The 23467-nt window shown below is 63.9% G+C and carries 21 protein-coding genes; 9 read left to right on the top strand and 12 right to left on the bottom strand.

What is annotated here, in order from left to right; genetic code table 11:
• Nucleotides 1-185: 185 nt before the first annotated feature.
• From P3T22_RS14415 to P3T22_RS14425, 3 genes are all read right to left on the bottom strand, one after another.
• Entirely contained in the window at nucleotides 186-1685 is a 1500-nt protein-coding gene (locus P3T22_RS14415) for a DegQ family serine endoprotease (protein WP_429325297.1), read from the bottom strand.
• Nucleotides 1686-1921: 236 nt separating this feature from the next.
• Nucleotides 1922-3223, bottom strand: coding sequence for an ATP-binding protein (locus P3T22_RS14420; RefSeq protein ID WP_429325298.1), 1302 nt, complete (start codon nucleotides 3221-3223; stop codon nucleotides 1922-1924).
• Between the two features lie 4 nt (nucleotides 3224-3227).
• Entirely contained in the window at nucleotides 3228-3890 is a 663-nt protein-coding gene (locus tag P3T22_RS14425; protein WP_063497232.1) for a response regulator, read from the bottom strand.
• Between the two features lie 216 nt (nucleotides 3891-4106).
• Between P3T22_RS14425 and dacB the strand changes: the two genes are divergently transcribed.
• The 3 genes from dacB to P3T22_RS14440 all read left to right on the top strand — a co-directional run bounded on the left by dacB (nucleotide 4107) and on the right by P3T22_RS14440 (nucleotide 8169).
• Nucleotides 4107-5768, top strand: a complete 1662-nt coding sequence (dacB, locus tag P3T22_RS14430; RefSeq protein WP_429325299.1) for a D-alanyl-D-alanine carboxypeptidase/D-alanyl-D-alanine endopeptidase — start codon at nucleotides 4107-4109, stop codon at nucleotides 5766-5768.
• Nucleotides 5769-5963: 195 nt separating this feature from the next.
• Complete coding sequence (locus P3T22_RS14435) at nucleotides 5964-6914, top strand: sterol desaturase family protein (protein ID WP_429325300.1); 951 nt, start codon at nucleotides 5964-5966, stop codon at nucleotides 6912-6914.
• Nucleotides 6915-7008: 94 nt separating this feature from the next.
• Complete coding sequence (locus P3T22_RS14440) at nucleotides 7009-8169, top strand: SGNH/GDSL hydrolase family protein (RefSeq protein ID WP_063497236.1); 1161 nt, start codon at nucleotides 7009-7011, stop codon at nucleotides 8167-8169.
• 216 nt (nucleotides 8170-8385) lie between these two features.
• Here P3T22_RS14440 and P3T22_RS14445 read toward each other — a convergent pair whose 3' ends face one another.
• The 9 genes from P3T22_RS14445 to P3T22_RS14485 all read right to left on the bottom strand — a co-directional run bounded on the left by P3T22_RS14445 (nucleotide 8386) and on the right by P3T22_RS14485 (nucleotide 18323).
• Nucleotides 8386-9438, bottom strand: a complete 1053-nt coding sequence (locus P3T22_RS14445) for an L-threonylcarbamoyladenylate synthase (protein WP_429325301.1) — start codon at nucleotides 9436-9438, stop codon at nucleotides 8386-8388.
• Nucleotides 9439-9448: 10 nt separating this feature from the next.
• Nucleotides 9449-10645 carry a 5-(carboxyamino)imidazole ribonucleotide synthase gene (locus P3T22_RS14450; protein WP_063497238.1) on the bottom strand — a complete coding sequence of 399 codons (1197 nt, stop codon included), beginning with the start codon at nucleotides 10643-10645 and terminating at the stop codon, nucleotides 9449-9451.
• Between the two features lie 104 nt (nucleotides 10646-10749).
• A complete protein-coding gene (gene purE, locus P3T22_RS14455; RefSeq protein ID WP_063497239.1) occupies nucleotides 10750-11268 on the bottom strand; it encodes a 5-(carboxyamino)imidazole ribonucleotide mutase in 519 nt (172 codons plus the stop codon).
• A 159-nt stretch (nucleotides 11269-11427) separates the two neighbouring features.
• On the bottom strand, nucleotides 11428-12318 hold the full coding sequence (locus P3T22_RS14460) for a phosphoribosylaminoimidazolesuccinocarboxamide synthase (RefSeq protein WP_028196245.1): 891 nt from the start codon (nucleotides 12316-12318) through the stop codon (nucleotides 11428-11430).
• 132 nt (nucleotides 12319-12450) lie between these two features.
• Complete coding sequence (fba, locus tag P3T22_RS14465; protein ID WP_063497240.1) at nucleotides 12451-13515, bottom strand: class II fructose-bisphosphate aldolase; 1065 nt, start codon at nucleotides 13513-13515, stop codon at nucleotides 12451-12453.
• A gap of 388 nt (nucleotides 13516-13903) precedes the next feature.
• A complete protein-coding gene (gene pyk, locus P3T22_RS14470) occupies nucleotides 13904-15340 on the bottom strand; it encodes a pyruvate kinase (RefSeq protein WP_063498081.1) in 1437 nt (478 codons plus the stop codon).
• 451 nt (nucleotides 15341-15791) lie between these two features.
• The gene (locus tag P3T22_RS14475; RefSeq protein WP_429325302.1) at nucleotides 15792-16985 is read right to left on the bottom strand and encodes a phosphoglycerate kinase; all 1194 of its coding nucleotides are present in this window, start codon (nucleotides 16983-16985) and stop codon (nucleotides 15792-15794) included.
• A gap of 271 nt (nucleotides 16986-17256) precedes the next feature.
• Nucleotides 17257-17580, bottom strand: a complete 324-nt coding sequence (locus tag P3T22_RS14480) for an AzlD domain-containing protein (protein ID WP_063497242.1) — start codon at nucleotides 17578-17580, stop codon at nucleotides 17257-17259.
• Nucleotides 17577-18323 carry an AzlC family ABC transporter permease gene (locus tag P3T22_RS14485; protein ID WP_063497243.1) on the bottom strand — a complete coding sequence of 249 codons (747 nt, stop codon included), beginning with the start codon at nucleotides 18321-18323 and terminating at the stop codon, nucleotides 17577-17579. Before P3T22_RS14485 ends, P3T22_RS14480 begins: the two co-directional genes overlap by 4 nt.
• A 192-nt stretch (nucleotides 18324-18515) precedes the next feature.
• Between P3T22_RS14485 and P3T22_RS14490 the strand changes: the two genes are divergently transcribed.
• The 6 genes from P3T22_RS14490 to P3T22_RS14515 all read left to right on the top strand — a co-directional run bounded on the left by P3T22_RS14490 (nucleotide 18516) and on the right by P3T22_RS14515 (nucleotide 23416).
• Entirely contained in the window at nucleotides 18516-19439 is a 924-nt protein-coding gene (locus P3T22_RS14490; protein ID WP_063497244.1) for a branched-chain amino acid transaminase, read from the top strand.
• 77 nt (nucleotides 19440-19516) lie between these two features.
• The gene (locus P3T22_RS14495; protein WP_007180502.1) at nucleotides 19517-19711 is read left to right on the top strand and encodes a zinc-finger domain-containing protein; all 195 of its coding nucleotides are present in this window, start codon (nucleotides 19517-19519) and stop codon (nucleotides 19709-19711) included.
• Between the two features lie 264 nt (nucleotides 19712-19975).
• Nucleotides 19976-21001 (top strand): lipopolysaccharide heptosyltransferase II, encoded by a 1026-nt coding sequence (gene waaF, locus P3T22_RS14500; RefSeq protein ID WP_063497245.1) that lies wholly within the window; start codon nucleotides 19976-19978, stop codon nucleotides 20999-21001.
• Between the two features lie 178 nt (nucleotides 21002-21179).
• Entirely contained in the window at nucleotides 21180-21626 is a 447-nt protein-coding gene (locus P3T22_RS14505) for a nuclear transport factor 2 family protein (protein ID WP_063497246.1), read from the top strand.
• A gap of 70 nt (nucleotides 21627-21696) precedes the next feature.
• The gene (locus P3T22_RS14510) at nucleotides 21697-22851 is read left to right on the top strand and encodes a YheT family hydrolase (protein ID WP_429325303.1); all 1155 of its coding nucleotides are present in this window, start codon (nucleotides 21697-21699) and stop codon (nucleotides 22849-22851) included.
• Nucleotides 22844-23416, top strand: coding sequence for a DUF2946 family protein (locus P3T22_RS14515; RefSeq protein WP_063497248.1), 573 nt, complete (start codon nucleotides 22844-22846; stop codon nucleotides 23414-23416). The genes P3T22_RS14510 and P3T22_RS14515 overlap by 8 nt, the downstream gene beginning before the upstream one ends.
• The last annotated feature ends 51 nt before the right edge of the window (nucleotides 23417-23467 follow it).

Raw genomic sequence — 23467 nt, forward strand, 5'->3', positions numbered from 1 at the left:
GGACCAAGGTTGACGCAACCCGCGTGCCAAGCATCAGTTTGCGTCGTCTGGAAACCGCTGCTGCGCCACGCCATGCGGCGCAGAGCGCCCTTCTTCACGGCTTTTTGAACGGGTAAAAAAATGCCGGTCCGTGAGCAATATGTGCAAGGACCGGCAACCGTTACTTCAATGAGTTCAAGTTCCCGTTAGCCGAGATCGACCGGCACAAAGATCTGCGCGTTATCGCGCTGGATCAGCAACGCAATGCTGTTGCCCGCGCCGGCGATCATCTGCTTCAACTGATCGACGCTCGCGACCGGCCGGCCGTTGACCGCCAGGATCACGTCGCCCGGCTGGATGCCGGCGCTTTCAGCCGCGCCGCCCGATTGCTGGACCAGCAGACCATGCGACACCGACGCGCTGCTCTTCTCTTCCGGCGTCAGCGGCCGCACCGCCACACCGAGACGGCCTTGCAACTGGGTCGGCTGATCGGCCTTGTCCGAGGCGACCTTCGCATCCGACAACGAACCGATCGTTACCGTCAGGTCCTTGGTGGCCTTGTCGCGCCACACTTGCACGGTGGCCTTGCTGCCTGGCGCCAGACCGGCGACCTGCGACGGCAGATCCGACGAGTCGCCGACCGGCTCGCCATTCACCGACAGAATCACGTCGCCCGGCTGCAAACCGCCCTTGGCGGCCGGGCCGCCCGGATCGACCGAGCTGACGAGCGCGCCCTGCGGCTTCTGCATGCCGAACGAATCGGCCAGCGTCTGGTTCATGCCCTGCACCGCGACGCCGAGACGCCCGCGGCTCACGTGGCCGGTCTTGACGATGTCGTCCTTGACCTTGATCGCTTCATTGATCGGGATCGCGAACGAAAGGCCCTGGAAGCCGCCCGTCTGCGAATAGATCATCGAGTTGATGCCGATCACTTCGCCTTGCAGATTGAACAGGGGGCCGCCGGAATTACCCGGGTTCACCGGCACGTCGGTCTGAATGAATGGCGTGTAGTTTTCGTTCGGCAGCGAGCGCGACTTCGCGCTGATGATGCCCGAGGTCACCGTGTTGTCGAAACCGTACGGCGAGCCGATCGCGACCACCCACTGGCCGACCTTGCTCTGACGCGGATCGCCGATTTTCACGGTCGGCAGACTGCTCGCGTCGATCTTCAGCACGGCGACGTCGGACTGCTTGTCGGCGCCGACCACTTTCGCCTTGAATTCACGCTTGTCGGTCAGCTTCACGGTGACGACGTTCGCGCCGTCCACCACGTGGGCATTGGTCAGGATGTAGCCGTCGCTGCTGACGATGAATCCCGAACCGAGGCTCGCGCTCGGTTGATCGGGCGCATCGCCGCCGTCGCCGCCTTGCATGCCCGGCATGCCGCCGAAGAAGTGCTTGTAGAACTGATAGAAGGGATCACTCGGATCGATCGGCAACTGGTTGCCGCCGCTGCCGCGCAACGCCGTCTCCTTGACCACGTGCTTCGCGCTGATGTTGACGACGGCCGGGCCATAGGTTTCGACCAGACCGGAGAAATCGGGGATGCCGGTTTTCGCCGCGGCTTCAGCAGGCATCATCGCAGCCTGCGCCGGCGCGATCACCTGCGGCGCGGGGACGTCGCGATGCCCCGCCACATAGCCGGCGGAAAGCGCCACGGCGACAGCCACTGCAACAGCGCTGCGGGACAAGGTTTTCGCGTTCATCGTGTACTCCTGACTGGGAGAAAGAGGCTTTGGAATGAGATGAAGCGTACGTCGCATCGCTTAAAAGAGTCTTAAGCAGCGCCAGATCGCTTCTAACCAGTGTTTGAGGCTTGTTTGAGGCTTGTTTAAGGCTTGTTTAAGCCACGCCTGAGCCACGCCTGAGCCACGCCTGGGCCACGTTCGAGCCGCTTTACGAACAGAAAGCCTCATCTTTCAAAGCACGCTCAGCAGCGCATTCAAAAGCGCACTTCGACCTGCAAACCACCCGCCGGAGATTCGTCGAGCCTCACCGCCGCATGGTGCTGCGTTGCGATGCGGCGCACGATCGCGAGGCCGAGACCGCTGCCCGCCACGTCGGTGCGCGCGCGGTTCGCACCGGCGCCGGCCCGGTAGAAGCGATCGAACACGCGGTCGCGTTCAGCGGGCTCGATGCCCGGCCCGCTGTCGGCAATCCGCACCACCGGATGCCCTTCGTCGACATACAGACTGACGTCGACCCGGCCGCCTCGCGGCGTGTATTTGGTTGCGTTATCAACGAGGTTATTGAACATGACCCGCAACGCGTCGGCGTCGCCGGTCACCGCAGCAGGTTCGCTCGCCTCGATCCCGAGATCGACGCCGCGATTCAGCGCAAGCGGCGCGTACGCTACGACACAGTCTTGCAGCAACGCGCGCAGATCGATCGCGTTGGTGGCGGCGAGGCCGTCCGGTTCCGATCGTGCGAGCGCCAGCAATTGTTCGGCGAGACGCGTGGCGCGCGTGACGCCCGCCTGCAGGTCGGCCAGCGCGTCGCTACGGGCGGCGTCGTCTTTCGCGCGGGCCACCAGTTGCGATTGGATCTGCACGGCGGCGAGCGGCGTGCGCAATTCGTGCGCGGCATCGGCGACGAATGCCTTCTGGATATCGAGCGCGGTGGCGAGCCGTTCGAGCAGGCCGTTCAATGCGCGCACCAGCGGCTGCACTTCGAGCGGCAGACGCTGGTCGGGCAAGGGATCGAGGGCCTCGGGGTGACGCGTGTCGAGCGCGCTGGTCACGCGCCGCAACGGCCGCAGTCCGCGCCCGACGATCACCCACACCGCCAGCCCCAGAAACGGCAGCAGAACGATCAACGGCCACAGGGTTCGCAACGCGACGTTCGCCGCGAGCCGGTTGCGCACCGAAACCGGTTGCGCCAACTGCACGACGTTATCGCCGACGATCGCGCCGTACACACGCCAGTCGCCGCGCTCCGTATGCTCGGTCGAAAAGCCGAGTTCGGCGCGCGGCGCGAGCGGCGCACGCGGTCGCGAGTAGTACATCAGCACGCCGTTGCGGTTCCAGATTTGCAGCACGATGCCTTCGTCGCCGGTGTCGCGTGAACCGAGCACCTGCGAGAACGGTTCCGACGGCAGTGCCGCGGCGATCTGCTCCAACTGGTAATCGAACAGTTCATTGGCTTCGGCAAGCGCTTGCCGGTAGATCAGCCAACCCGCAATGCCGACGCCGAGCAACACCAGCGCCAGCAGCCAGACCAACAATTGACGGCGAATCGAACGCATCGGCTCAGGCGTCCTTGGCGATCATGTAGCCGAGACCGCGCACGTTGCGGATCAGGTCCGCGCCGAGCTTCTTGCGCAGGGCGTGAATGTAAACCTCGACGGTATTGCTGCCGATTTCCTCACCCCAGCCGTACATTTTTTCTTCGAGCTGGCTCTTCGAGAGCACCGCGCCGGGCCGTGCGATCAACGCTTCGAGCAGCGCGAATTCACGCGCCGACAACGCGACCGGTGCGCCGTCGAGCGTGACCTGATGCGACGCGGGATCGAGCGTCAGGTTACCGTGGCGAATCGTCGAATCGCTGCGGCCCGATTGGCGGCGGATCAGCGCGCGCATGCGGGCGCCGAGTTCGTCGAGATCGAAAGGTTTGACGAGGTAATCGTCGGCGCCGGCGTCGAGGCCTTTGACGCGATCGGCGACCGCATCGCGCGCGGTCACGATCAGCACGGGAATCGCGTTGCCTTTCGCGCGCAGCGTACGCAGCACGTCGAGCCCGTCGCGTTTGGGCAGGCCCAAATCGAGCAGCACCAGATCGTAAGGTTGGGCGGTCGCCGCGCTGAGCGCCGCGTCGCCGTCTTCCACCCAGTCGACCGCAAAGCCTTCGCCGCGTAGCGCCTTGCGCACGCCTTCGGCGATCATCCGGTCGTCTTCGACTAGCAATATGCGCATGGTTGGTACGGTCCCGAAACATTCGATGATGCCGCATTCTAGCGCCCGGCCCCGGCATGCGCGCCGTGCGACGCTTTTTCACCGCAGCCTGGCGGCATGTCTCTACAATGAGCGCTTTGCGCCGCGCCGCGGTTTTCCGCGCGTCACGCGACGCTTCGACACACTCTGGATTGCCGCGCGCCACCGCGCCCCGAAATCTCGCTTCTTCGCCTTTTCATGACGCTCGCTTGTTTGCCTGCTTTTTTGCCCTCTCTCGCACGCCGTGTGGCGCTGCGACCACGCTCCTCTGCTTCCGTCGACTCCCTGCCTCGCCGGTTCGCGCCGCGCACCGCGGCGTTGCTGCTTGCCTGCGCCGCGCTCGGCTGCGGAGCCGCGCTGCCGCTTGCCGCGCAGGCGCGCGTCAAGGCCACGCATCCGAACGTCAACGTCACCACGGTGCTGCCGCAGCCGGTCATGATCGGCCTGCAGCGCGCACACGTGCCCTTGTCGTCGATCAGCGTGGTGGTCGAAAAAGTCGGCGACCGCACGCCGATCGTCGCGCTGAACGCCGGCAAGCCGATGATGCCCGCCTCGACGATGAAGCTCGTCACCACCTACTCCGGCCTGTCGATCCTCGGCCCGGACTATCGCTGGCGCACAAGCGCGTACGCGGACGGCACGCTTGACGCCAATGGCGTGCTGCATGGCAATCTGTACATTCAGGGCACAGGCGATCCGAAACTCGTGCCTGAGGAACTGATCGACCTCGTGCAGAAGATCCACAAGGCGGGGATCAACGGCGTCGACGGCGCGCTGGTGCTCGACAAGCGCTACTTCGATGCCTCCACGCGCGACCTGCCACCGTTCGACGAAGACGCCACCGCACCATACAACGTCGGCCCCGATCCGCTGCTGTACGCCTTCAAATCGCTGTCGTTCACACTGACGCCTGCCCCGGACGGCAGCGTCGCCATCGACGTGCTGCCGGCGCTCTCGCAGTTGCATATCGACAATCAGATGCACGCCGTCAATGGCCCGTGCCGCGGCGACGCCGCCTCCGTCTCGCCCACCGTGACGCCGCAGCCCAACGGCACTGTGGTGGCGTCGTTCGACGGCGACTACTCGGTGCGCTGCGGCCCGCGCACGATCAACGTCGCGGTACTCGACCACTCCGCGTTCTTCGCAGGCGGCTTCCTCGCCCTGTGGCAGCAAACCGGCGGCACCTTCAGCGGCGCAACCCGCGAAGGCCCGGTGCCGGCCGGCGCGCGCCTCGTCGCCACGCACCAGGGGCCGATGCTCGCCGACATCGTTCGCGACATCAACAAGTTCAGCAACAACACCATGGCGCGCAATCTGTTCCTGACGATCGGCGCGAAGGAAGAAAACCCGCCCGCCACGCCCGCGAAATCGGCGCGCGCCATCGAGGCGTTTCTGCGCCGCGACAGCGTCGACATGCAATACCTGACGCTCGACAACGGCTCGGGTCTGTCGCGCGACGAGCACGTTACCGCGCTCTCGCTCGCCGATCTGCTGCAGCGGGCCAATGCGAGTCCGGTCGCCCAGGTATTCGTGGAGTCGCTGCCGATTGCGGGCGTCGACGGCACGATGCGCAACCGCTTGACCAACCAGGGCGCGGGCGGCAACGCGCACATCAAGACCGGTACGCTGCGCGATGTGCGTGCGATCGCGGGCTATGTGGCCTCGGCGGATGGCAACAGCTACGTGGTGGTGAGCCTGATCAACGACCCGCATTCGGAGGCCGCGCGCGCCGCGCACGACGCCCTGCTCGAATGGGTGTATCAGGGACCCTCCCAGGGATTCACGAAGGTCTCCGAGCGCGTCGCCGAACCGCGCAGCCGCAAGCCCAGGAAAAACCCGCACAAGCGCGGCGCCCATTGAAGATTCCTTCTATAGAACCCGCGCGCCGCAACGCGCCCAAGCGTGTACGCTGTCGGGCAGTGTTTGAGGAGCGCGTAAAACGTAACACGTAGCGCACGAGCCGCGCACCCGTTACGGTCACGTGGCCCGATCAAACGAAAACGACAACGTCCGCTGCGGCAAGCGCAGCGGTCAGGGACCACGGAGGAAGACACCATGCAATTCGATGCCGAATTGCTGCTGCTCGCCATGGCGCCAGTCTTTCTCGCATGCATTGGCTGGGAGGCGTGGCACCTGCGGCGCACGCGCCCCGGCGCGCAACTCTATAGCTGGCGCGACACGTTCTGCAACGCCGCGCTCGCACTGATGCAGCAAGCCGCCGACAAGCTTGCGTGGCTCGCGATCATCCCCGTCTATGCGTTTTTCTACGATCACTATCGCGTCACCACGTGGCGGCCGGGCTGGGTGTCGTTCGTCGTGCTGTTCGTCGCTCAAGATCTGCTCTATTACTGGTTCCACCGCTGCAGCCATCGCGTGCGCTGGCTATGGGCCGCGCATGTCGTGCATCACTCGTCGGAGCGGATGAATTTTTCGACCGCATTCCGCCAGAGCCTGATGTATCCGATTGCCGGCATGTGGCTGTTCTGGATTCCGCTCGCTGTGCTCGGCTTTCCGCCGAAGCAGATCGTGGCCATCGTGCTGATCAACCTCGGCTTCCAGTTTTTCGTGCACACCCAGACGATCGGCAAACTCGGCTGGCTCGAATACGTGTTCAACACGCCGTCGATTCACCGCGTGCATCACGCGCGCAACGGCCGCTATATCGACCGCAACTATGCCGGCGTGCTGGTGATCTGGGATCGCCTGTTCGGCAGCTATGTCGAGGAAGATCCGCACGAAGCGCCGGATTACGGCATCGTGGAGCCGCTCCATACGTATAACCCGCTGAAGGCGACGTTTCATGAATGGGCGTCGATGGCCGCCGATTTCGTGAGCGTGCGAGGCTGGCGCAACAAGTGGCGCGCGCTGTTCGCACCGCCCGCATGGGCCGCGAATTATCATGCGCGCCGCGCCGCCGGCACGAGTGCCAATGCCGCGGCATCCGGCGAAGATACGGGCATTGGAGAAAACCATACGGCCGCGTTTCAAACACCGCGCAGGCCGTAGAAGATTCTGTAAGCTGTCGCCACGCCGCCGACGCGGTGGGCGCTGCCTGCAATACATGGCATCAGGGCCACCCATACGAGGAGATGTAGTCAACATGAATCAAACAGCATCGAAGAAACGCAGTTTCGTACGCGTCACGCAGATCGCCGCAGCAAGTGCCGCGTTTGCGCTGCTCGCCGCTTGCGGCGGCGGCAGCGATAACAACAGCTCGAGCAGCACGCCGGCGGGCGGCGTGAAATTGCAGGTCGTATCGTTCGGCGACAGCTTGTCGGATGTCGGTACGTACGCGCCGGTGATTCAGGCGAACTTCGGCGGTGGCCGCTTCACGACGAATCCGGGTGAGGTGTGGACCCAGAAGGTTGCCGAGTACTACGGAGGCACCTTGTCGGCGGCGGCGCTCGGCGGCTTTGGTCAACCGCTCGTGAACACGTCGGGTAACGGTTATGCGCAAGGTGGAGCGCGCGTGGTAGACCCGAATGGCGAAGGGCACGCACCGGCCGGCCAGCCTGACTATGCACAGGCCACCACGACGCCGATCGTGGCACAGGTACAGAACTATCTGACGGCGCACGGCAGCTTCAACTCGGACCAGTTGGTGCTGGTCAACGGCGGTGCCAACGACATTTTCGAGCAACTCCCGGCGCTGGCGACGGCGATCACGACGGACATCGCCGGCGGCATGAACGAACAGGTGGCGGTGCAAACGGAAACGCTCAAGACGCTTGGGCCGGTGGCGGCCGCATTGGCTCAGCAGGTTGGCTTGATCTTGCAGAGCGGCGCGACACATGTGGTGGTGTCGAATGTGCCGGATATCGGCTCGACGCCGTTGGCGCTGCAGCAGGTCGCGACCCTGGGTGCACAGGCTCCGGCTTTGATTACGGGGATCACGCAGGTGTACAACGCTGCATTGACCGGCGCGTTGCAGCAGGGCGGCATCTACAGCAAAATCATTCCGATCGATGCGTTCACGTGGCAGGACAAGCTGATGGCCAATGCAGCGGCCAGCGGCTTCACCGTGACGAACACGGGCACGGCGTGTAATTTGACCGCGATGGCAACGGCCGCGGCCAAATTCGGCGAGCCTGATCCGACGGCATTTGCGTCCTCGTTGTTCTGTTCCCCAGAGACTTATACGGTCGCTGGCGCAGACCAGACTTATATGTTTGCTGACCTAGTACATCCGACCACGCACGTGCATGCACTTTTTGCACAGTATGTGGAGCAGCAGGTGGCTGCGAGCGGGCTCGGCAAGTAAGTCTGGTTTGCCGGCTTGGCGGCGGTGGTTTTTGGATTTTGCGAACGCCCGGCTTGCTGGTCAAGCTGGGCGTTTTCTATTGTGGCCGAGGCGCCGTTGTTTGTGCGCCTGCGAGGGTGAGGCTTTCTTATGGGTCACCTGAGACGGTAGGACTTTACTGAATTTTTCCTGCGTGACGGCATAGTCTGCGCCGTGCCTGCAGGCAAAAAGCGAAGCCTAACTTAGCGCCTCGAAAGCCGCCGCGGCCCTGCCCAGCCGATCGTTCACAGCAATCCACTCAATCGTATCCGGGAGCTTCTCGATGAGAATCCGGCTTACGTCCGCGCGGTCGAGCGCCCTTAGCAGGCCATACAACTCACGCGCATAAACGTGCGGATCTTCAGGCGCGGCAATGAAATGCACGCCTTCAGCATGAGCCCATTCCCCTGCGCGGGAAGCCCGCGCCACCAAGGCAACGCGTTCATCGCCCTGGCGCGCCGCGAGCAAAGTCTGCAACGCATCAAAAGGCAGCAAAGCCAACGGCGTGCGCGGCGCGTAATGCGCCTTCAGCGTGCCCGAAGCCCGCGGTGCCGTCGCATCTGACCCGTCAGCGAGACGTGGCGCTTCACCGAGCACATCGGCGATATCTTGTGGCGTGACCCGCCCCGGCCTCAATAGCGCCGGAAACCCGCGCGACAAATCCAGAATCGTCGATTCGATTCCGACATCCGATGCGCCGCCGTCCAGCACATGAATCGCGCTGCCGAATTCGTCGCGCACATGCTGCGCTGTCGTCGGGCTCACATGACCAAAACGATTCGCCGACGGCGCAGCAACACCACCATGCCCACCGCGCAACGCGCTGAACGCTTCCAGCAAAGCCTGAGCAACCGGATGCGACGGGCAGCGCAAACCCACCGAATCCTGCCCACCGCTCACCGCCGCATTAATTCGCGCCGCGCGCTTCAGGATCAACGTGAGCGGCCCCGGCCAGAACGCATCGATCAAGCGCTGCGCCTCCGCGGGCAAATGCTCGACCCAATAGTTCGGATCGCCCTGCGGCGCCAGATGCACGATCACCGGATGATTCGCCGGCCTGCCCTTCGCTGCGTAAATACGCGCAACCGCGTCCGGACTTTCAGCGTCGCCGCCGAGTCCGTAGACCGTCTCCGTCGGGAACGCGACGAGGCCGCCCGCGTCGAGCAGCGCGGCGGCGTGCCCGATCTGCTCGGCGCTCACAGGCAAGGCGCTCGCGGCGCCCCCTTCGGCAGGTTTGCTTTGATCCGGCATGGCGTTCGCGTCAGCTCGTGAGGATGTGCAGGAGCCGCGCGCAATCGCGCGCCGCCGTGCGGGCTTCTTCGAGCGTCGCGGCCGTGAAGTTCACGTGACCCATCTTGCGGCCGCACCGTGCTTCTTCCTTGCCGTACAGATGCAAACGCGCCGCAGGCATGGCGGCGACTTCGTGCCACGGCGGCGTGACCGCCGCCCCCTTCGGGCCGCCCGGGAACCAGACGTCGCCGAGGATGTTCAGCATGACCGCCGGCGAATGCTGGCGCGTGTCGCCAAGCGGCATGCCGGTCATCGCGCGGACCTGCTGTTCGAACTGACTGGTCGCGCAGGCGTCGACAGTGTAATGGCCGGAGTTGTGCGGACGCGGCGCCATTTCGTTGGCGACCAGCGAACCGTCTTCGAGAATGAAGAACTCGACGCACAGCACGCCGACATAGCCGAGCTTGTCCGCGATTTGCAGCGCGGCCTGTTGCGCTTGCTGGACCAGCGTCGGGCTTGCATCCGGCGCGGGGACGATGGTGTGCGACAGCACGCCGTCGCGATGCGTGTTCTGCGCCAACGGATACACCACCGATGCGCCGTTCGCCGCGCGCGCGATTAGCGCGGAGACTTCGAACTTCAACGGCAAGCGCTTTTCCAGCACGCACGGAACGCCCGCCAGCGACGCATGCGCCTCGCGCACTTCCTCGGCGTTGCGCACGCGGATCTGGCCTTTGCCGTCGTAGCCCATGCGCGCGGTCTTGAGAATACCGGGCAGCACGGCTTCGAGTTTCGCATCGTCGAGCGCGGCCAGCGCGTCCGACGATTCGATTACCACGTGCGGCGCCACCGTCACGCCCGACGACGCGATAAAACGCTTCTCGGCGATCCGGTCCTGCGCCACCGCGACACAACGGCCGGCCGGGCTCACGAATGTAGTTTTCGCGAGGAAATCGAGGCTCGCCGCCGGCACGTTCTCGAACTCGGTCGACACCGCGGCGCACAGGCGCGCGAGTTCGGTGAGCGACGCTTCGTCGTCGTAAGGCGCGCGGATGTGGCGGTCGGCAACCGCGCCCGCGGGACTGTTTTCGTCCGGGTCGAGCACGGCGACGCGATAGCCCATCGCCTGAGCGGCAAAGCAGAACATGCGGCCGAGCTGGCCGCCACCGACCATGCCAAGCCATGCGCCGGGCAGAATCGGTGAAACCGGTGTGTTGTCAGGGTTCATCTTAGTGGTCGGTCACGGCCGGATGCGCATGCAAAACGTGCATTAGCGGCATCCGGCCGGGGGTCGGACATGAGGGGACGTCTAAAAACAATCAGCCTTGGCGCTTACAGCGCCGGCAGCACCATTGCGTGGGCCGCTTCGTTCTGGCGCACGCGGAACGCAGCCAGCTTTTCCGCATACTCGGGGCTCGTGCCGCTCAGAATCGACACCGCGAACAGCGCCGCATTCGCCGCGCCCGCTTCGCCGATTGCAAACGTGGCAACCGGCACGCCCTTGGGCATCTGCACGATGGAGTGCAACGAATCGACGCCCTTCAGATACTTGCTCGCCACCGGCACGCCGAGCACCGGCACCGTGGTCTTGGCGGCCAGCATGCCCGGCAGATGCGCCGCGCCGCCCGCACCCGCGATGATCGCGCGAATGCCGCGCTCGCGCGCGCGTTCGGCATACGCAAACATCTCGTCGGGCATCCGGTGCGCCGACACGACCTTGGCTTCGTACGGCACGCCGAACTCTTGCAGAATCGCAACGGCGTTCTTCATCACTTCCCAGTCGGAACTGGACCCCATCAGCACGCCAACAACCGGCGCGGCATGCGTATGGGCAGTCTGGACTTCACTCATCTTACGGCTTCCTTGTTTCTTGAGAGCGCCCGCAGACCTGTCGCTTCGCGCCAGGCTCCCCGAGGGGGGTGATCCCCCAAGGGGACTTCCTCCTGAGCGGACAACTTGGGGTGGTCCTGCGTTTTCTCACGCAGCGCGGGTGTACCCAGCTACGCGCAATCAGGCGAGCTTGTGTCCAGTCAGGCGTTCGAGCGCTTCCTGGTACTTCTCGCCCGTCTTCGTGACCACGTCATCCGGCAGCTTCGGCGCGGGCGGCTCTTTCTTCCACGGCTGGGTTTCGAGCCAGTCGCGCACGAACTGCTTGTCGAACGACGGCGGGTTGGTGCCGACCTGATACTGGTCAGCCGGCCAGAAGCGCGACGAGTCGGCAGTCAGCGCCTCGTCCATCAGGTACAGCTGGCCGTGATTGTCCAGACCGAATTCGAACTTCGTATCCGCGATGATGATGCCGCGCGTTGCGGCATAGTCAGCAGCTTCCTTGTACAGCTTGATCGAGATGTCGCGGATCGTGGCCGACAGTTCGGTGCCGATGCGGCGTTCCATCTCGTTGTACGTGATGTTTTCGTCGTGGTGACCCATTTCTGCCTTGGCTGCCGGCGTGAAAATCGGCTCAGGCAGCTTTTGCGCGTTTTGCAGGCCCGGCGGCAGTTCGACACCGCATACCGAACCGGTTGCCTGGTAGTCTTTCCAGCCGCTGCCGGCCAGATAGCCGCGCACCACCGCTTCGACCAGGATCGGCTCGAGGCGCTTCACCACCACTGCACGGCCCTTGACCTGCTCGACTTCGTCAGCCGCCACCACGGATTCGGGCGCCACGCCCGTGAGGTGGTTCGGCACCACATGCTTCAGCTTCTCGAACCAGAAGTTCGCCATTTCGTTGAGCACGCGGCCCTTATTCGGAATCGGCTCGCCCATGATGACGTCGAACGCCGACAGACGGTCGGTCGTGACGATCAGCAACTGGTCGTTTCCCACCGCATAATTGTCGCGGACTTTACCGCGGCCAAGCAGCGGCAGCGAGTGGAGCGTGGATTCGTAAAGGGTAGACATCGTCGTGGTTCGCTAAAAGTGGGGCAAAAAGTGTGACCGGAACAAAAGGGAAACGCCGTTCCCCGGATGATGCGGGAACGGCGATCGAACGACAACCTGGCCAATCAGCCAGATGTAGAGCTTGGTTATAGCTTAGCGGACGACTTGCGCGAGTTCGCCCGATTTGTACTTCTCCGCGATTTTATCAAGCGAAACCGGCTTGATCTTGCCAGCCTGGCCTTCGCAGCCAAATTGCGTGAAGCGCTCGAGACAGATCTTCATCGCCGCTTCGCGCGCCGGCTTCAGGTAATCGCGCGGGTCGAACTTGCCGGGATTGGTCGCCATGTAGCGGCGGATCGCACCGGTGATCGCCAGACGCAGGTCGGTGTCGATATTGACCTTGCGCACGCCGTTCTTGATGCCTTCCTGGATTTCCTCGACCGGCACGCCGTAGGTTTCCTTCATGTCGCCGCCGAATTCGCGGATTTCCGCGAGCAGTTCCTGCGGCACCGACGACGAACCGTGCATCACCAGGTGCGTATTCGGAATGCGCTGGTGGATTTCCTTGATGCGCTGGATCGACAGGATGTCGCCCGTGGGCTTCTTGCTGAATTTGTACGCGCCGTGCGACGTACCGATCGCGATCGCCAGCGCGTCGCATTGGGTCAGCTTGACGAAGTCGGCGGCCTGCTCCGGGTCGGTCAGCAGTTGTTCGCGGGTCATCGTGCCTTCCGCGCCGTGGCCGTCTTCCTTGTCGCCCTTCATGGTTTCCAGCGAACCGAGCACGCCCAGTTCCGCTTCCACCGTGATACCGATCGAGTGCGCCGCTTCAACCACCTTGCGCGAGACTTCGACGTTGTATTCGTACGAAGCCACCGTCTTGCCGTCGGCTTCGAGCGAACCGTCCATCATCACACTGGTGAAACCGCTGCGGATCGCCGCCATACAGACCGCCGGCGACTGGCCGTGATCCTGGTGCATCACGACCGGAATATGCGGGTACGACTCGACCGCGGCTTCGATCAGATGACGCAGGAACGGCTCGCCCGCGTATTTACGCGCGCCGGCCGATGCCTGCATGATGACCGGGGCGTTGACCTTGTCGGCCGCGGCCATGATCGCCTGCACCTGCTCCAGGTTGTTCACGTTGAAGGCTGGAATGCCATAACCGTTTTCGGCGGCATGATCCAGCAATTGACGCATTGATACGAGAGGCATGCTGTAACTCCTTAGATTGAAACGAATTCTGTGCCGTCGGCATCTTTTTTTGGCGATTTTATCGCGAAGCAAGCTGCATACCCGTTCACACATTCCCTAAAGCGCGTTTTCCTTCACGCGCGATTGGAGTCTGTGCGCCGCCTCTCGCGGGGCATGACAACCTGCTTCGCTTGGGCCAAGCCTGTGTCGATCAGAGTTAGCGCTTTAGCGCTTACTCTGATCCCATGCAAGGCTGTCGACCTGAGTTAGCGCTTTAGCGCTTACTCAGGTCCCATGCAAGGCTGTCGATCAGAGTTAGCGCTTCAGCGCTTACTCTGATCCCATGCAAAGCTCTTACTCAGGTCCTATAACTCTTACTCCGATCCCACGCAGGATGCTTGCCGCCAAATCAATACGGCTCGCCGACGCGCACGATCTTCAGCGTGTTCGTGCCGCCTGCCTGGCCCATCGGCTCGCCGACGCTGAGCACCACCATGTCGCCGCGCGACGCGTAGCCCTTGCCGACCACGGTCTCCAGCGCCTGCTGCAACGCGGTATCGCGGTCGCTGCTGGTGTCCAGATGCAGCGACGTGACGTTGCGGTAGATCGCCATCGCCCGTTCGCTGCCCACGCGCGGCGTGAGCGCGAAAATCGGCACATGCGTCCAGTGACGCGACATCCACAGCGCGGTCGAACCCGATTCGGTCAACGCGACGATCGCCTTCGCACCCAAGTGATAGGCCGTGAACAGCGCGCCCATGGCGATGGACTGGTCGATTCGCGTGAACGTGCGGTCGAGGAAATCCTTGTCCAGCTCCGACTGCTCCGACTTCTCGGCTTCGAGGCAAATCGCCGCCATCGTCTCGATGGTCTGCACCGGGTACTTGCCCGCTGCGGATTCGGCCGACAGCATCACCGCGTCCGTGCCGTCGAGCACCGCGTTGGCGACGTCCGAGACTTCGGCGCGCGTCGGCACCGGCGCGTAGATCATCGACTCCATCATCTGAGTCGCGGTGATCACGAACTTGTTCGATTCGCGCGCCATCCGAATCATGCGCTTTTGCAGCGCGGGAACTGCCGCATTCCCCACTTCCACGGCCAGATCGCCGCGCGCGACCATGATGCCGTCCGATGCGTCGAGGATGCCTTGCAGCGCCGGAATCGCTTCCGCCCGCTCGATCTTCGCGATCATCTTCGGCTTGATCCCGTACGGCGCGCCCGCGATGTTCGCGAGCTGGCGGGCCATTTCCATGTCGGTGGCGTTCTTGGGGAACGATACCGCGACGAAATCCACGCCGAGGGACATCGCCGTGCGAATGTCTTCCATGTCTTTCGCGGTCAGCGCCGGCGCCGACAGGCCACCGCCCTGGCGGTTGATCCCCTTGTTGTTCGACAGCTCGCCGCCGATCTTCACGGTGGTGTGGATTTCGCTGCCGATCACGCGCTCGACGTCCAGCACGATCAGGCCGTCGTTGAGCAACAGCACGTCGCCCGGCTTCAGGTCGCGCGGCAGGTCTTTGTAGTCGAGACCGGCGCGTTGTTGGTTGCCGAGTTCGCAGTCGGCGTCGAGCACGAACGGCTCGCCGGCGGCCAGCATGATCTTGCCGTTTTCGAATTTGCCGACCCGGATCTTCGGTCCTTGCAGATCGGCCATGATGGCGACTTCACGGCCGGCCTGGCGGGCCGCCTCGCGCACGAATTCGGCGCGCTGGCGGTGGTCGTCGGCGGTGCCGTGCGAGAAATTGAGCCGCACCACGTCCAACCCTGCTCGAATCATTTGCAGCAGAATTTCCGGCGTACTGGAAGCCGGTCCGATGGTAGCGACAATCTTGGTAGCGCGATGCATGAGTCTCCTCGTCTGGATGGGATCGCTGGAATGAGCGCTGCGAGTCGGATGCGGAGGCTGCGCACCGAAGGGTGCTACGGGGGGCTGCGCGCCGATTGAAACCAGCGTCGCTTTATGGGGTGAAGCGGTGTTCGACACCAGCACGGGGGGGGCCGGTGGGGGTGCGAGCGCGACCTCTTCGTCCGGGAGTTCTGCCGGCGAGTGGGCGGCTTGTCCGTTGGACAATTCTGCGGTCTCGTTGGCAGTGGTCAACTCCGCGAGCGCTGGGGGCGACCCGGATTCTTCCTGCTGCGCAATCACAGATTCAACAGATCCGGCTGCGGCCGTGGTGGCGGCGGAGCGCGCTTCGCGCTCCCCTGCCGTTGCTGCTGCGGCGTTGCGCGGCGACTTGCTGCCGCGCTGACCGCCCTGCGCTTTTGCAGACTTCGCTGAGGGGGAGCGCGTCACCACGTTAAGCCCGCGATTCCAGAACTGCGACAGCGGGCAGTGTCTTGCCCTCGAGGAACTCGAGGAAGGCGCCGCCGCCCGTCGAGATATAGCTGACTTTGTCGTGGATGCCGTACTTGGCAATCGCCGCGAGCGTGTCGCCACCGCCTGCAATCGAGAACGCCGCCGAGTTGGCGATCGCGTCAGCCAGGGTCTTGGTGCCGTTGCCGAACTGATCGAATTCGAATACGCCGACCGGCCCGTTCCACACGATCGTGCCGGCTTTTTCCAGTTGTGCGGCGAGCACCTTGGCGGTTTCCGGTCCGATGTCGAGGATCAGGTCGTCGTCCTGCACGTCGGCCACTGCCTTGACTTCAGCCTTGGCGGTCGGCGAGAACTCTTTGGCCGTGACCACGTCGGTCGGGATCGGCACCGAGGCGCCGCGGGCTTTCGCCGCGTCGATGATGGCCTTGGCCTCGTTGACCAGATCGGCTTCGGCGAGCGACTTGCCGATCTTCAGGCCAGCCGCCAGCATGAACGTATTGGCAATGCCGCCGCCGACGATCAGCTGGTCGACCTTGTCGGCCAGCGATTTCAGAATGGTCAGCTTGGTGGACACCTTCGAGCCGGCGACGATCGCCACCAGCGGACGCTTCGGCGCGCCCAGCGCCTTGCCGAGCGCTTCGAGTTCAGCGGCCAGCAACGGGCCGGCGCAGGCGATCGGCGCATATCTGGCGATGCCGTGCGTGGTGGCTTCGGCGCGGTGCGCGGTGCCGAACGCGTCGTTCACGTAGACGTCGCAGAGCTTCGCCATTTTTTGCGCGAGCTCGTCTGAATCCTTCTTTTCGCCCTTGTTGACGCGGCAGTTTTCCAGCAGCACGACCTGGCCCGGCGTGACGTTCACGCCGTTTTCGACCCAGTTGGCGAGCAGCGGCACGTCACGGCCGAGCAGCTCGGCCAGACGCTTCGCAACCGGCGCAAGCGAGTCTTCCGGCTTGAATTCGCCTTCAGTGGGGCGGCCCAGGTGCGACGTGACCATCACGGCGGCGCCTGCGTCCAGCGCTGCCTTGATCGCCGGCACGGAGGCGCGGATGCGGGTGTCTTCGGTGATGTTGCCTTGATCGTCCTGCGGCACGTTCAGATCGGCGCGGATAAACACGCGTTTGCCGGCTAGCTTGCCTTCGGCGATCAGATCGGAGAGACGCAATACCTTGTTCATGGGCGTGTATGTGCGAGTTGATGAGAAGGCGGTGGCGGATGACGCGCTGGCATCCAGGCGCGGCAAACTCCAGCGCTTTGGCACGGCAGCGGTTCCACTGAATCGGGCGCCGGCGGCATGGCCGCGGCTGTCGCGCCATGCACCGGCGCGCTTATCCCGGAAACGGCCATTTTAACTGATCCACACGACCTTCTAACCCGCAACCGGCGAATGTCCCGTATTTGAAGAATGCGCCGCGCATGTCGCAATGCAGCATTCCCGCCTCGATCAATTACATAACGAGGCGCAAGAGCGTGAACACGACCATTCCCACCACAATCGTGCCGAGCATGGTGCGCCGCCACAAAAACCACGCAAGACCGGCCAGCGCCGCGTAAAACTCGTGGTTCGACAGCGCAAACGAGAGCCCGTCCGGCGTCGCCAGCACATCGGGCAGCACGACGGCGGCAAGCGCCGCGGCCGGCGCATAGCGCAACATCCGCTGCACGCGCGCCGGCAAAACCGTGCGCTCGCCGCCGATTAGAAACATGGCGCGTGTCACGGCGGTGACGAAGGTCATGCCGATAATGGCCAGCCAGATCTGCGTGGATGTCATTGGGTACCTCCGGCGCTGTTACGGATGCGGCGCAAGTCGGCGCGCTCGACCATCAGGTCGGCGGCACTGCCCGCGACAATCGCCGCGATCACCGCGAGCGGCAGCGCAAGCCGGTACGGCAGGTCGAAAGCGAGCAGCGACACCAGGCCCGCGATGCTGACGGCAACCAGCGTGGAACGCGTGGCGATCGCCGACACCATGATCGGCAAGAGCGCCAGCGTGCCCGCGAGCGCGAGGCCCCAGTTGTCCGGAATCAGGCTCGCCAGCAGGATGCCGACGATCGACGACACCTGCCACGACAGCCAGCTGCACACCGCCATGCCCCAGAAGTACGCCTCTTTGCCCGGCACGTAGCCGCTCTGGAAACTCTTCTTCTGGAACAGCAGATAGATCACGTCCCCGTTGAAGTAGCCCAACACGATGCGCCGCCACATTGGCAGATAGGAAAAATGCGGCGCAAGACCGGCGCTGAAGATCACGAAACGCGTATTGACCATGGCGGCGGTGAGCAGCACGGTCCAGATCGGCAGCTTGGCGGCCAGCAGCGGCAGCACGGCCAGTTGCGACGATCCGGCGTAGCACAGCAGCGACATGGTGAGCGCCTGCGGCAGCGTGAGCACCGACTTGCTCATTGCAATGCCGGTGACGAGGCCCCAGGAGAAAATTGCCATTAGCGTGGGCGAATAGTCGCGCGCGCCCTCACGGAAGGCACGGCGATCGGTATCTGACAGGCGAGCGAGCATGAGGCGAAACGCGGGCGCCGGGCGGCGCCGCAACGAAGGGAAGTCGGCGCCAGGTCGTCAAGCACCCGCTGGCGCATCCGGATTTGAATTATGCGTGCGCCGAATTATAGCGCCCGGTGTGCGGCCAAATGCCCGTTTCGTGTGCAAAAGACGCTAAAATGACGCTCTTTCACCGCACTGCTGGAGAATCGTATGTCAATGGCCGACCGCGACGGCAAGATCTGGATGGATGGCAAGCTCATCGACTGGCGCGACGCCAAGATCCACGTGCTCACCCACACGCTGCATTACGGCATGGGCGTTTTCGAAGGCGTGCGCGCCTACAAGACGGCGGACGGCGGCACGGCGATTTTCCGCCTCCAGGAGCACACCAAGCGCCTCTTGAACTCGGCCAAGATCTTCCAGATGGACGTGCCGTTCGACCACGAAACGCTGGCCGCCGCGCAGTGCGAAGTGGTCCGTGCAAACAAGCTGGAATCCTGCTACCTGCGCCCGATCATCTGGGTCGGCTCGGAAAAGCTTGGCGTGTCGGCCAAGGGCAACACGATCCACGTGGCGATCGCCGCCTGGCCGTGGGGCGCTTACCTCGGTGAAGACGGTATTGCCAAGGGCATCCGCGTGAAGACCTCGTCGTTCACGCGCCATCACGTGAACGTGTCGATGGTCCGCGCCAAGGCCTCGGGCTGGTACGTGAATTCGATCCTCGCCAACCAGGAAGCAATTGCCGACGGTTACGACGAAGCGCTGCTGCTGGACGTGGACGGCTACGTGTCGGAAGGCTCCGGCGAAAATTTCTTCCTCGTGAACAACGGCAAGCTGTACACGCCGGATCTGTCGTCGTGCCTCGACGGCATCACGCGCGACACGGTCATCACGCTGGCGCGCGACGCGGGCATCCAGGTAATCGAAAAGCGCATCACGCGCGACGAAGTCTATACCTGCGACGAAGCGTTCTTCACCGGCACCGCCGCCGAAGTCACGCCGATCCGCGAACTCGACAACCGCACGATCGGCTCGGGCGCACGCGGCCCGATCACCGAGAAGCTGCAATCGGGCTTCTTCGACATCGTGAACGGCAAGAGCGAGAAGTACGCGCACTGGCTGACCAAGATCTAACGCGCGCTGCCCCGCCCTTGAGTCCTCGGCCTTTGGGCGGTGCGATGCACGACCCTGTATAAATTGAGAAAGTCCCCATGAGCGAAATCAAGGAAATGCCGCTGGTCGAACTGTCGGCAAAAGACCTGCCGGCGTATTGCCCGAATCCAGCCATGCCGCGCTGGAGCGCGCATCCGCGCGTCTTTATCGACGTCACGCACGGCGAAGCCAAATGCCCGTATTGCAGCACGCGCTACAAGCTGCGTGACGGCGAGGTGGTCAAGGGTCACTAACCTTGTGACACTGCGCACTGAGCGCTGATCGCTTGCTGCGCTCTTTGCCGGGCCACCCGCTGCCCGGTTCGTCACGTGACGGGCCGGCTTTGCTATTGCAGCAGGTGGCGGTCAGGCGAGCGCTTCGCAGCAAAGCCGCAGCCGCGGCGGGGCCGGCCTTGCCTGATCCGCATTGCAAGCTCGCGGCTTTTCCCTTTTGACACAATCGAACGCCACGCGCATAGCGCGCGCGGCGCTTCATTTCGATACCGGACACTCACTCTGATGCGTCGCGCGTTGGTTATCGCACCGAACTGGATCGGTGACGCATTGATGGCGCAGCCGCTGTTTGCGCGCCTCGTGAAATTGCATCCGCGCATCGTGATCGACGCGGTCGCGCCCTCGTGGGTTGCACCTGTGCTCGAACGCATGCCCGAGATCCGCGACGTCTACGCAACGGACCTCGCGCACGGCAAGCTGCAGATGCTGCGCCGCTGGCAACTGGCGAGCGACTTGCGCGATGTCGGCTACGACGCGGCCTATGTCCTGCCGAATTCGCTCAAGTCGGCGCTGATTCCGTGGATGGCGGGCATTCCGCTACGCATCGGCTATACCGGCGAAAGCCGCTATGGCTTGCTGAACGTGCGCCACGCGAATCCGCGCAAGGACGAGCGGCCGCCGATGGTCGGCCACTACGCCGCCCTCGCCTACGCGCCAGGCGCCAGGATCCCCGACGACCTGCCGATGCCGCGGCTCGATGCTGACCTGAACGAAGCGTCGCGCGTATCGGCACGCTTCAATCTGGACACGCGCGTGCCACTGCTGGTGTTCTGCCCTGGCGCCGAGTACGGTCCGGCCAAGCGCTGGCCGCCGGAGCATTTCGCAGCGCTCGCGCAGATCGTCGGTCAGTCGTTCCCGTACACGCAGATCATCGCGCTCGGCTCGCCCAGAGACGCGGCGCTTGCTCAGGCCATCGCCGAGAGAGCGCCAAACGTGCGTAACCTGTGCGGCCAAACCGCGCTGGGTGAGGCTTGCGCGCTGATCTCGCGGGCCAACGCAGTCGTCACCAACGATTCAGGCTTGATGCACGTGGCCGCCGCGCTGCGCCGTCCGCTGGTGGCCGTGTATGGTTCGACCGATCCGCGCCACACGCCGCCCTTGTCCGAGCTTGCGAAGGTACAATGGCTTCATCTCGAATGCAGCCCCTGTTTTCAGCGCGAGTGTCCGCTCGGGCATCTGAACTGCCTGAAGCAGTTGAGCGCCGAGCAGGTATTCGGCGATTTGCGCGGCATGTTGCTGGCGCAACGTTGAGCCAAACTGATTCGACTGATACTTGCACGCAACACCGCACGCCTCTGAGCGCGTCGCGTCATGTTCGCGCCTTGCGGCGCGGGCATCCTCGCGCTTGGGTGCGATTGTCCGGTGCTCCGGACTGTCCCGCTGACCGCCGCCCCGCAACCGCGCGCCACGCACAAGAGACTGACGAGCCATGCCACGTTTTGCCCATATCTTCGAAGCCGCCGCCGATACGCTGAACGCCTATTACCAGGCCATCGCCGAGGTCAATATCGATAGTTTGATGGGCCTGTGGATCGATGAGGAGTTCGTTAGCTGCATCTGCGCCGACGGCTCCCACCTGCACGGCCTCGACAGCATTCGCGCCGGCTTGCAAATCCAGCTCGAAACCGCGCCCGTTTCGATTGAACCGCTCGATATTCGCGTCTACGACAGCCTCGGCACAGTTGTCTATGCGATCGCCGAAGCGCACCGCCCGGCTGATCCCAAAGCTCCCCCCACCATGGTGTTCACCACTTACGTCATGGTCCACGAACGCGGCGAGTGGCGGATCGCGCATATTCACGCGAGTCCGATGCCGAATGAGGCCGCCAGTCAGTTCGCCACGAAGATGCGGCATGGCCAAGGGTCGTTGCACTGACGCCTGACGGGCGTTTCATCTGCGTTTCTCATCTGTTATACCGGTTTTACCTTTTTGCTTCGACACTGGCATGAGCACGCCCCGCAGGAAGTCCCTCGCCCCGCAGGAAGTCCACCGCCCCGACGGAAGTCCCCATGGGGGATCGGGGGATTGGGGGACGGCACACAATCAATCCGCTTCCACCGGCGCGGCACGCGCCACGGCCACCGTGGATCTGTTCTACCGTGCGCCCCTCTGGCTGCCGAACCGGCACGTGCAGACCATCGTCCCTGCGCTGTTCGGGCGCCGCCCGGCCATCACGTTCCGGCGCGAACGCTGGGATACGCCGGACGGCGATTTCATCGATCTCGATTGGGTGGTGCATGACGGCGGAGCCGCCTCTGCGCTCGCCCCCGCCTCCTCGTTTAGCCTTCCCGCCGACAACGCTCCGCTGTTCGTCCTGTTTCACGGCCTCGAAGGCGGTTCCACGTCGCACTATGCCGCCACGTTGATGGCGGCCGCGCGCGAGTACGGCTGGCACGGCGTCGTGCCGCACTTTCGCAGTTGCAGCGGACCGCTGAATCTGTTGCCGCGCTTCTATCATCTCGCCGACAGCAACGAAGTCGACTGGATCCTCCGCCGCCTGCGCGCCACGCATCGGGGGCCGATCGTGGCGGCGGGCGTGTCGCTCGGCGGCAATGTACTGCTGCGCTGGCTCGGCGAACGGCGCGAAGATGCGTCGCCGGTGCTCTCGGCCGCCGCGGCAATTTCGACGCCGATCGACGTGCATGCCGGCGGCCGCGCGTTGTCGCAGGGCTTCGGCATGGTCTACACGCGCAGTTTCCTGAAGACGCTGAAACAGAAGGCCGAACAGAAGCTGGCGCAGTTTCCCGGACTGTTCGACCGCGACGCCATGCTGGCGAGCCGCACGATGTACGACTTCGACAACGTGGTGACGGCGCCGCTGCACGGCTTCCGCGATACCGACGACTACTGGAGCAGCGCGACCACACGGCCGTTGTTGCCTGGCATTGCCGTGCCGACACTGGTGCTGAACGCGCGCAACGACCCGTTCCTGCCGGCCGAGGCGTTACCGGCGCCGCACGAGGTGTCGGAATTTGTAGAACTCGATCAACCCCGGCACGGCGGCCACGCTGGCTTTATGACCGGCCCCTTCCCGGGCCGCATCGACTGGTTGTCGCGGCGCGTGTTCGGTTATCTGGAGCGGTACGTCGATCATGGATGACGTCGTCAAGCAGGCTTTGGCCAAATGGCCGAACGTGCCGAGTTGCACGGGATGGCTGATGCTGGACCGGCGCGGCAACTGGCGCATGCGGGATGAAGCCGCTCAGGCCAGCGGTGCGCCCGGTACGCCGATTCGGCATGAGGCGTTGCTCGGATTCATCAATCGGAATTACGACGCCGATGAACGCGGGCAGTGGTTTTTTCAGAATGGACCGCAGCGGGTCTATATCGAGTTGGGTTATACGCCGTGGGTGGTGCGGTTGTCAGCCGATGCCGCTGGGGTGCTTGCTTTGACTGACCAGGCCGGTGGGGCTTTCGAGCCTTCGGCTGTGTTTGTCGACGACGAAGGTGGGGTTCTGTTTGTCGATGCCTCCGCGCCACTGCGAGTCGCTGTTTTGCACGATCACGACCTCGAGGTTTTTTCCGACCACGCAGCGCTGGGCGATGACTCGATGAGCGGGGCGTTCCGCTGGAACAATGGAGTTGTGCTGCCCTTGCAGGGGGTGCAGCGAAATGAGGTTGCCGCGCGGTTCGGGTTTGTCGATAGTCCGGCGGCGAATGTCTAGGTCGTTTGCCGGCTTACTTATCGCCTGGTTTTTTTGCGCAGCCCACGTTCC

This window comes from Paraburkholderia sp. GAS348 (assembly GCF_050434205.1).
Classification (GTDB): Bacteria; Pseudomonadota; Gammaproteobacteria; order Burkholderiales; family Burkholderiaceae; genus Paraburkholderia.

Coding starts and splice junctions, on each gene's coding strand:
- P3T22_RS14475 (WP_429325302.1), bottom strand. CDS start 16,985: ATGAACAAGGTATTGCGTCTCTCCGATCTGATCGCCGAAGGCAAGCTA.
- P3T22_RS14510 (WP_429325303.1), top strand. CDS start 21,697: ATGAGCACGCCCCGCAGGAAGTCCCTCGCCCCGCAGGAAGTCCACCGC.
- P3T22_RS14515 (WP_063497248.1), top strand. CDS start 22,844: ATGGATGACGTCGTCAAGCAGGCTTTGGCCAAATGGCCGAACGTGCCG.
- P3T22_RS14445 (WP_429325301.1), bottom strand. CDS start 9,438: ATGCCGGATCAAAGCAAACCTGCCGAAGGGGGCGCCGCGAGCGCCTTG.
- P3T22_RS14505 (WP_063497246.1), top strand. CDS start 21,180: ATGCCACGTTTTGCCCATATCTTCGAAGCCGCCGCCGATACGCTGAAC.
- P3T22_RS14480 (WP_063497242.1), bottom strand. CDS start 17,580: ATGACATCCACGCAGATCTGGCTGGCCATTATCGGCATGACCTTCGTC.
- dacB (WP_429325299.1), top strand. CDS start 4,107: ATGACGCTCGCTTGTTTGCCTGCTTTTTTGCCCTCTCTCGCACGCCGT.
- P3T22_RS14440 (WP_063497236.1), top strand. CDS start 7,009: ATGAATCAAACAGCATCGAAGAAACGCAGTTTCGTACGCGTCACGCAG.
- P3T22_RS14435 (WP_429325300.1), top strand. CDS start 5,964: ATGCAATTCGATGCCGAATTGCTGCTGCTCGCCATGGCGCCAGTCTTT.
- P3T22_RS14415 (WP_429325297.1), bottom strand. CDS start 1,685: ATGAACGCGAAAACCTTGTCCCGCAGCGCTGTTGCAGTGGCTGTCGCC.
- purE (WP_063497239.1), bottom strand. CDS start 11,268: ATGAGTGAAGTCCAGACTGCCCATACGCATGCCGCGCCGGTTGTTGGC.
- P3T22_RS14425 (WP_063497232.1), bottom strand. CDS start 3,890: ATGCGCATATTGCTAGTCGAAGACGACCGGATGATCGCCGAAGGCGTG.
- P3T22_RS14450 (WP_063497238.1), bottom strand. CDS start 10,645: ATGAACCCTGACAACACACCGGTTTCACCGATTCTGCCCGGCGCATGG.
- fba (WP_063497240.1), bottom strand. CDS start 13,515: ATGCCTCTCGTATCAATGCGTCAATTGCTGGATCATGCCGCCGAAAAC.
- P3T22_RS14460 (WP_028196245.1), bottom strand. CDS start 12,318: ATGTCTACCCTTTACGAATCCACGCTCCACTCGCTGCCGCTGCTTGGC.
- P3T22_RS14420 (WP_429325298.1), bottom strand. CDS start 3,223: ATGCGTTCGATTCGCCGTCAATTGTTGGTCTGGCTGCTGGCGCTGGTG.
- waaF (WP_063497245.1), top strand. CDS start 19,976: ATGCGTCGCGCGTTGGTTATCGCACCGAACTGGATCGGTGACGCATTG.
- pyk (WP_063498081.1), bottom strand. CDS start 15,340: ATGCATCGCGCTACCAAGATTGTCGCTACCATCGGACCGGCTTCCAGT.
- P3T22_RS14485 (WP_063497243.1), bottom strand. CDS start 18,323: ATGCTCGCTCGCCTGTCAGATACCGATCGCCGTGCCTTCCGTGAGGGC.
- P3T22_RS14490 (WP_063497244.1), top strand. CDS start 18,516: ATGTCAATGGCCGACCGCGACGGCAAGATCTGGATGGATGGCAAGCTC.
- P3T22_RS14495 (WP_007180502.1), top strand. CDS start 19,517: ATGAGCGAAATCAAGGAAATGCCGCTGGTCGAACTGTCGGCAAAAGAC.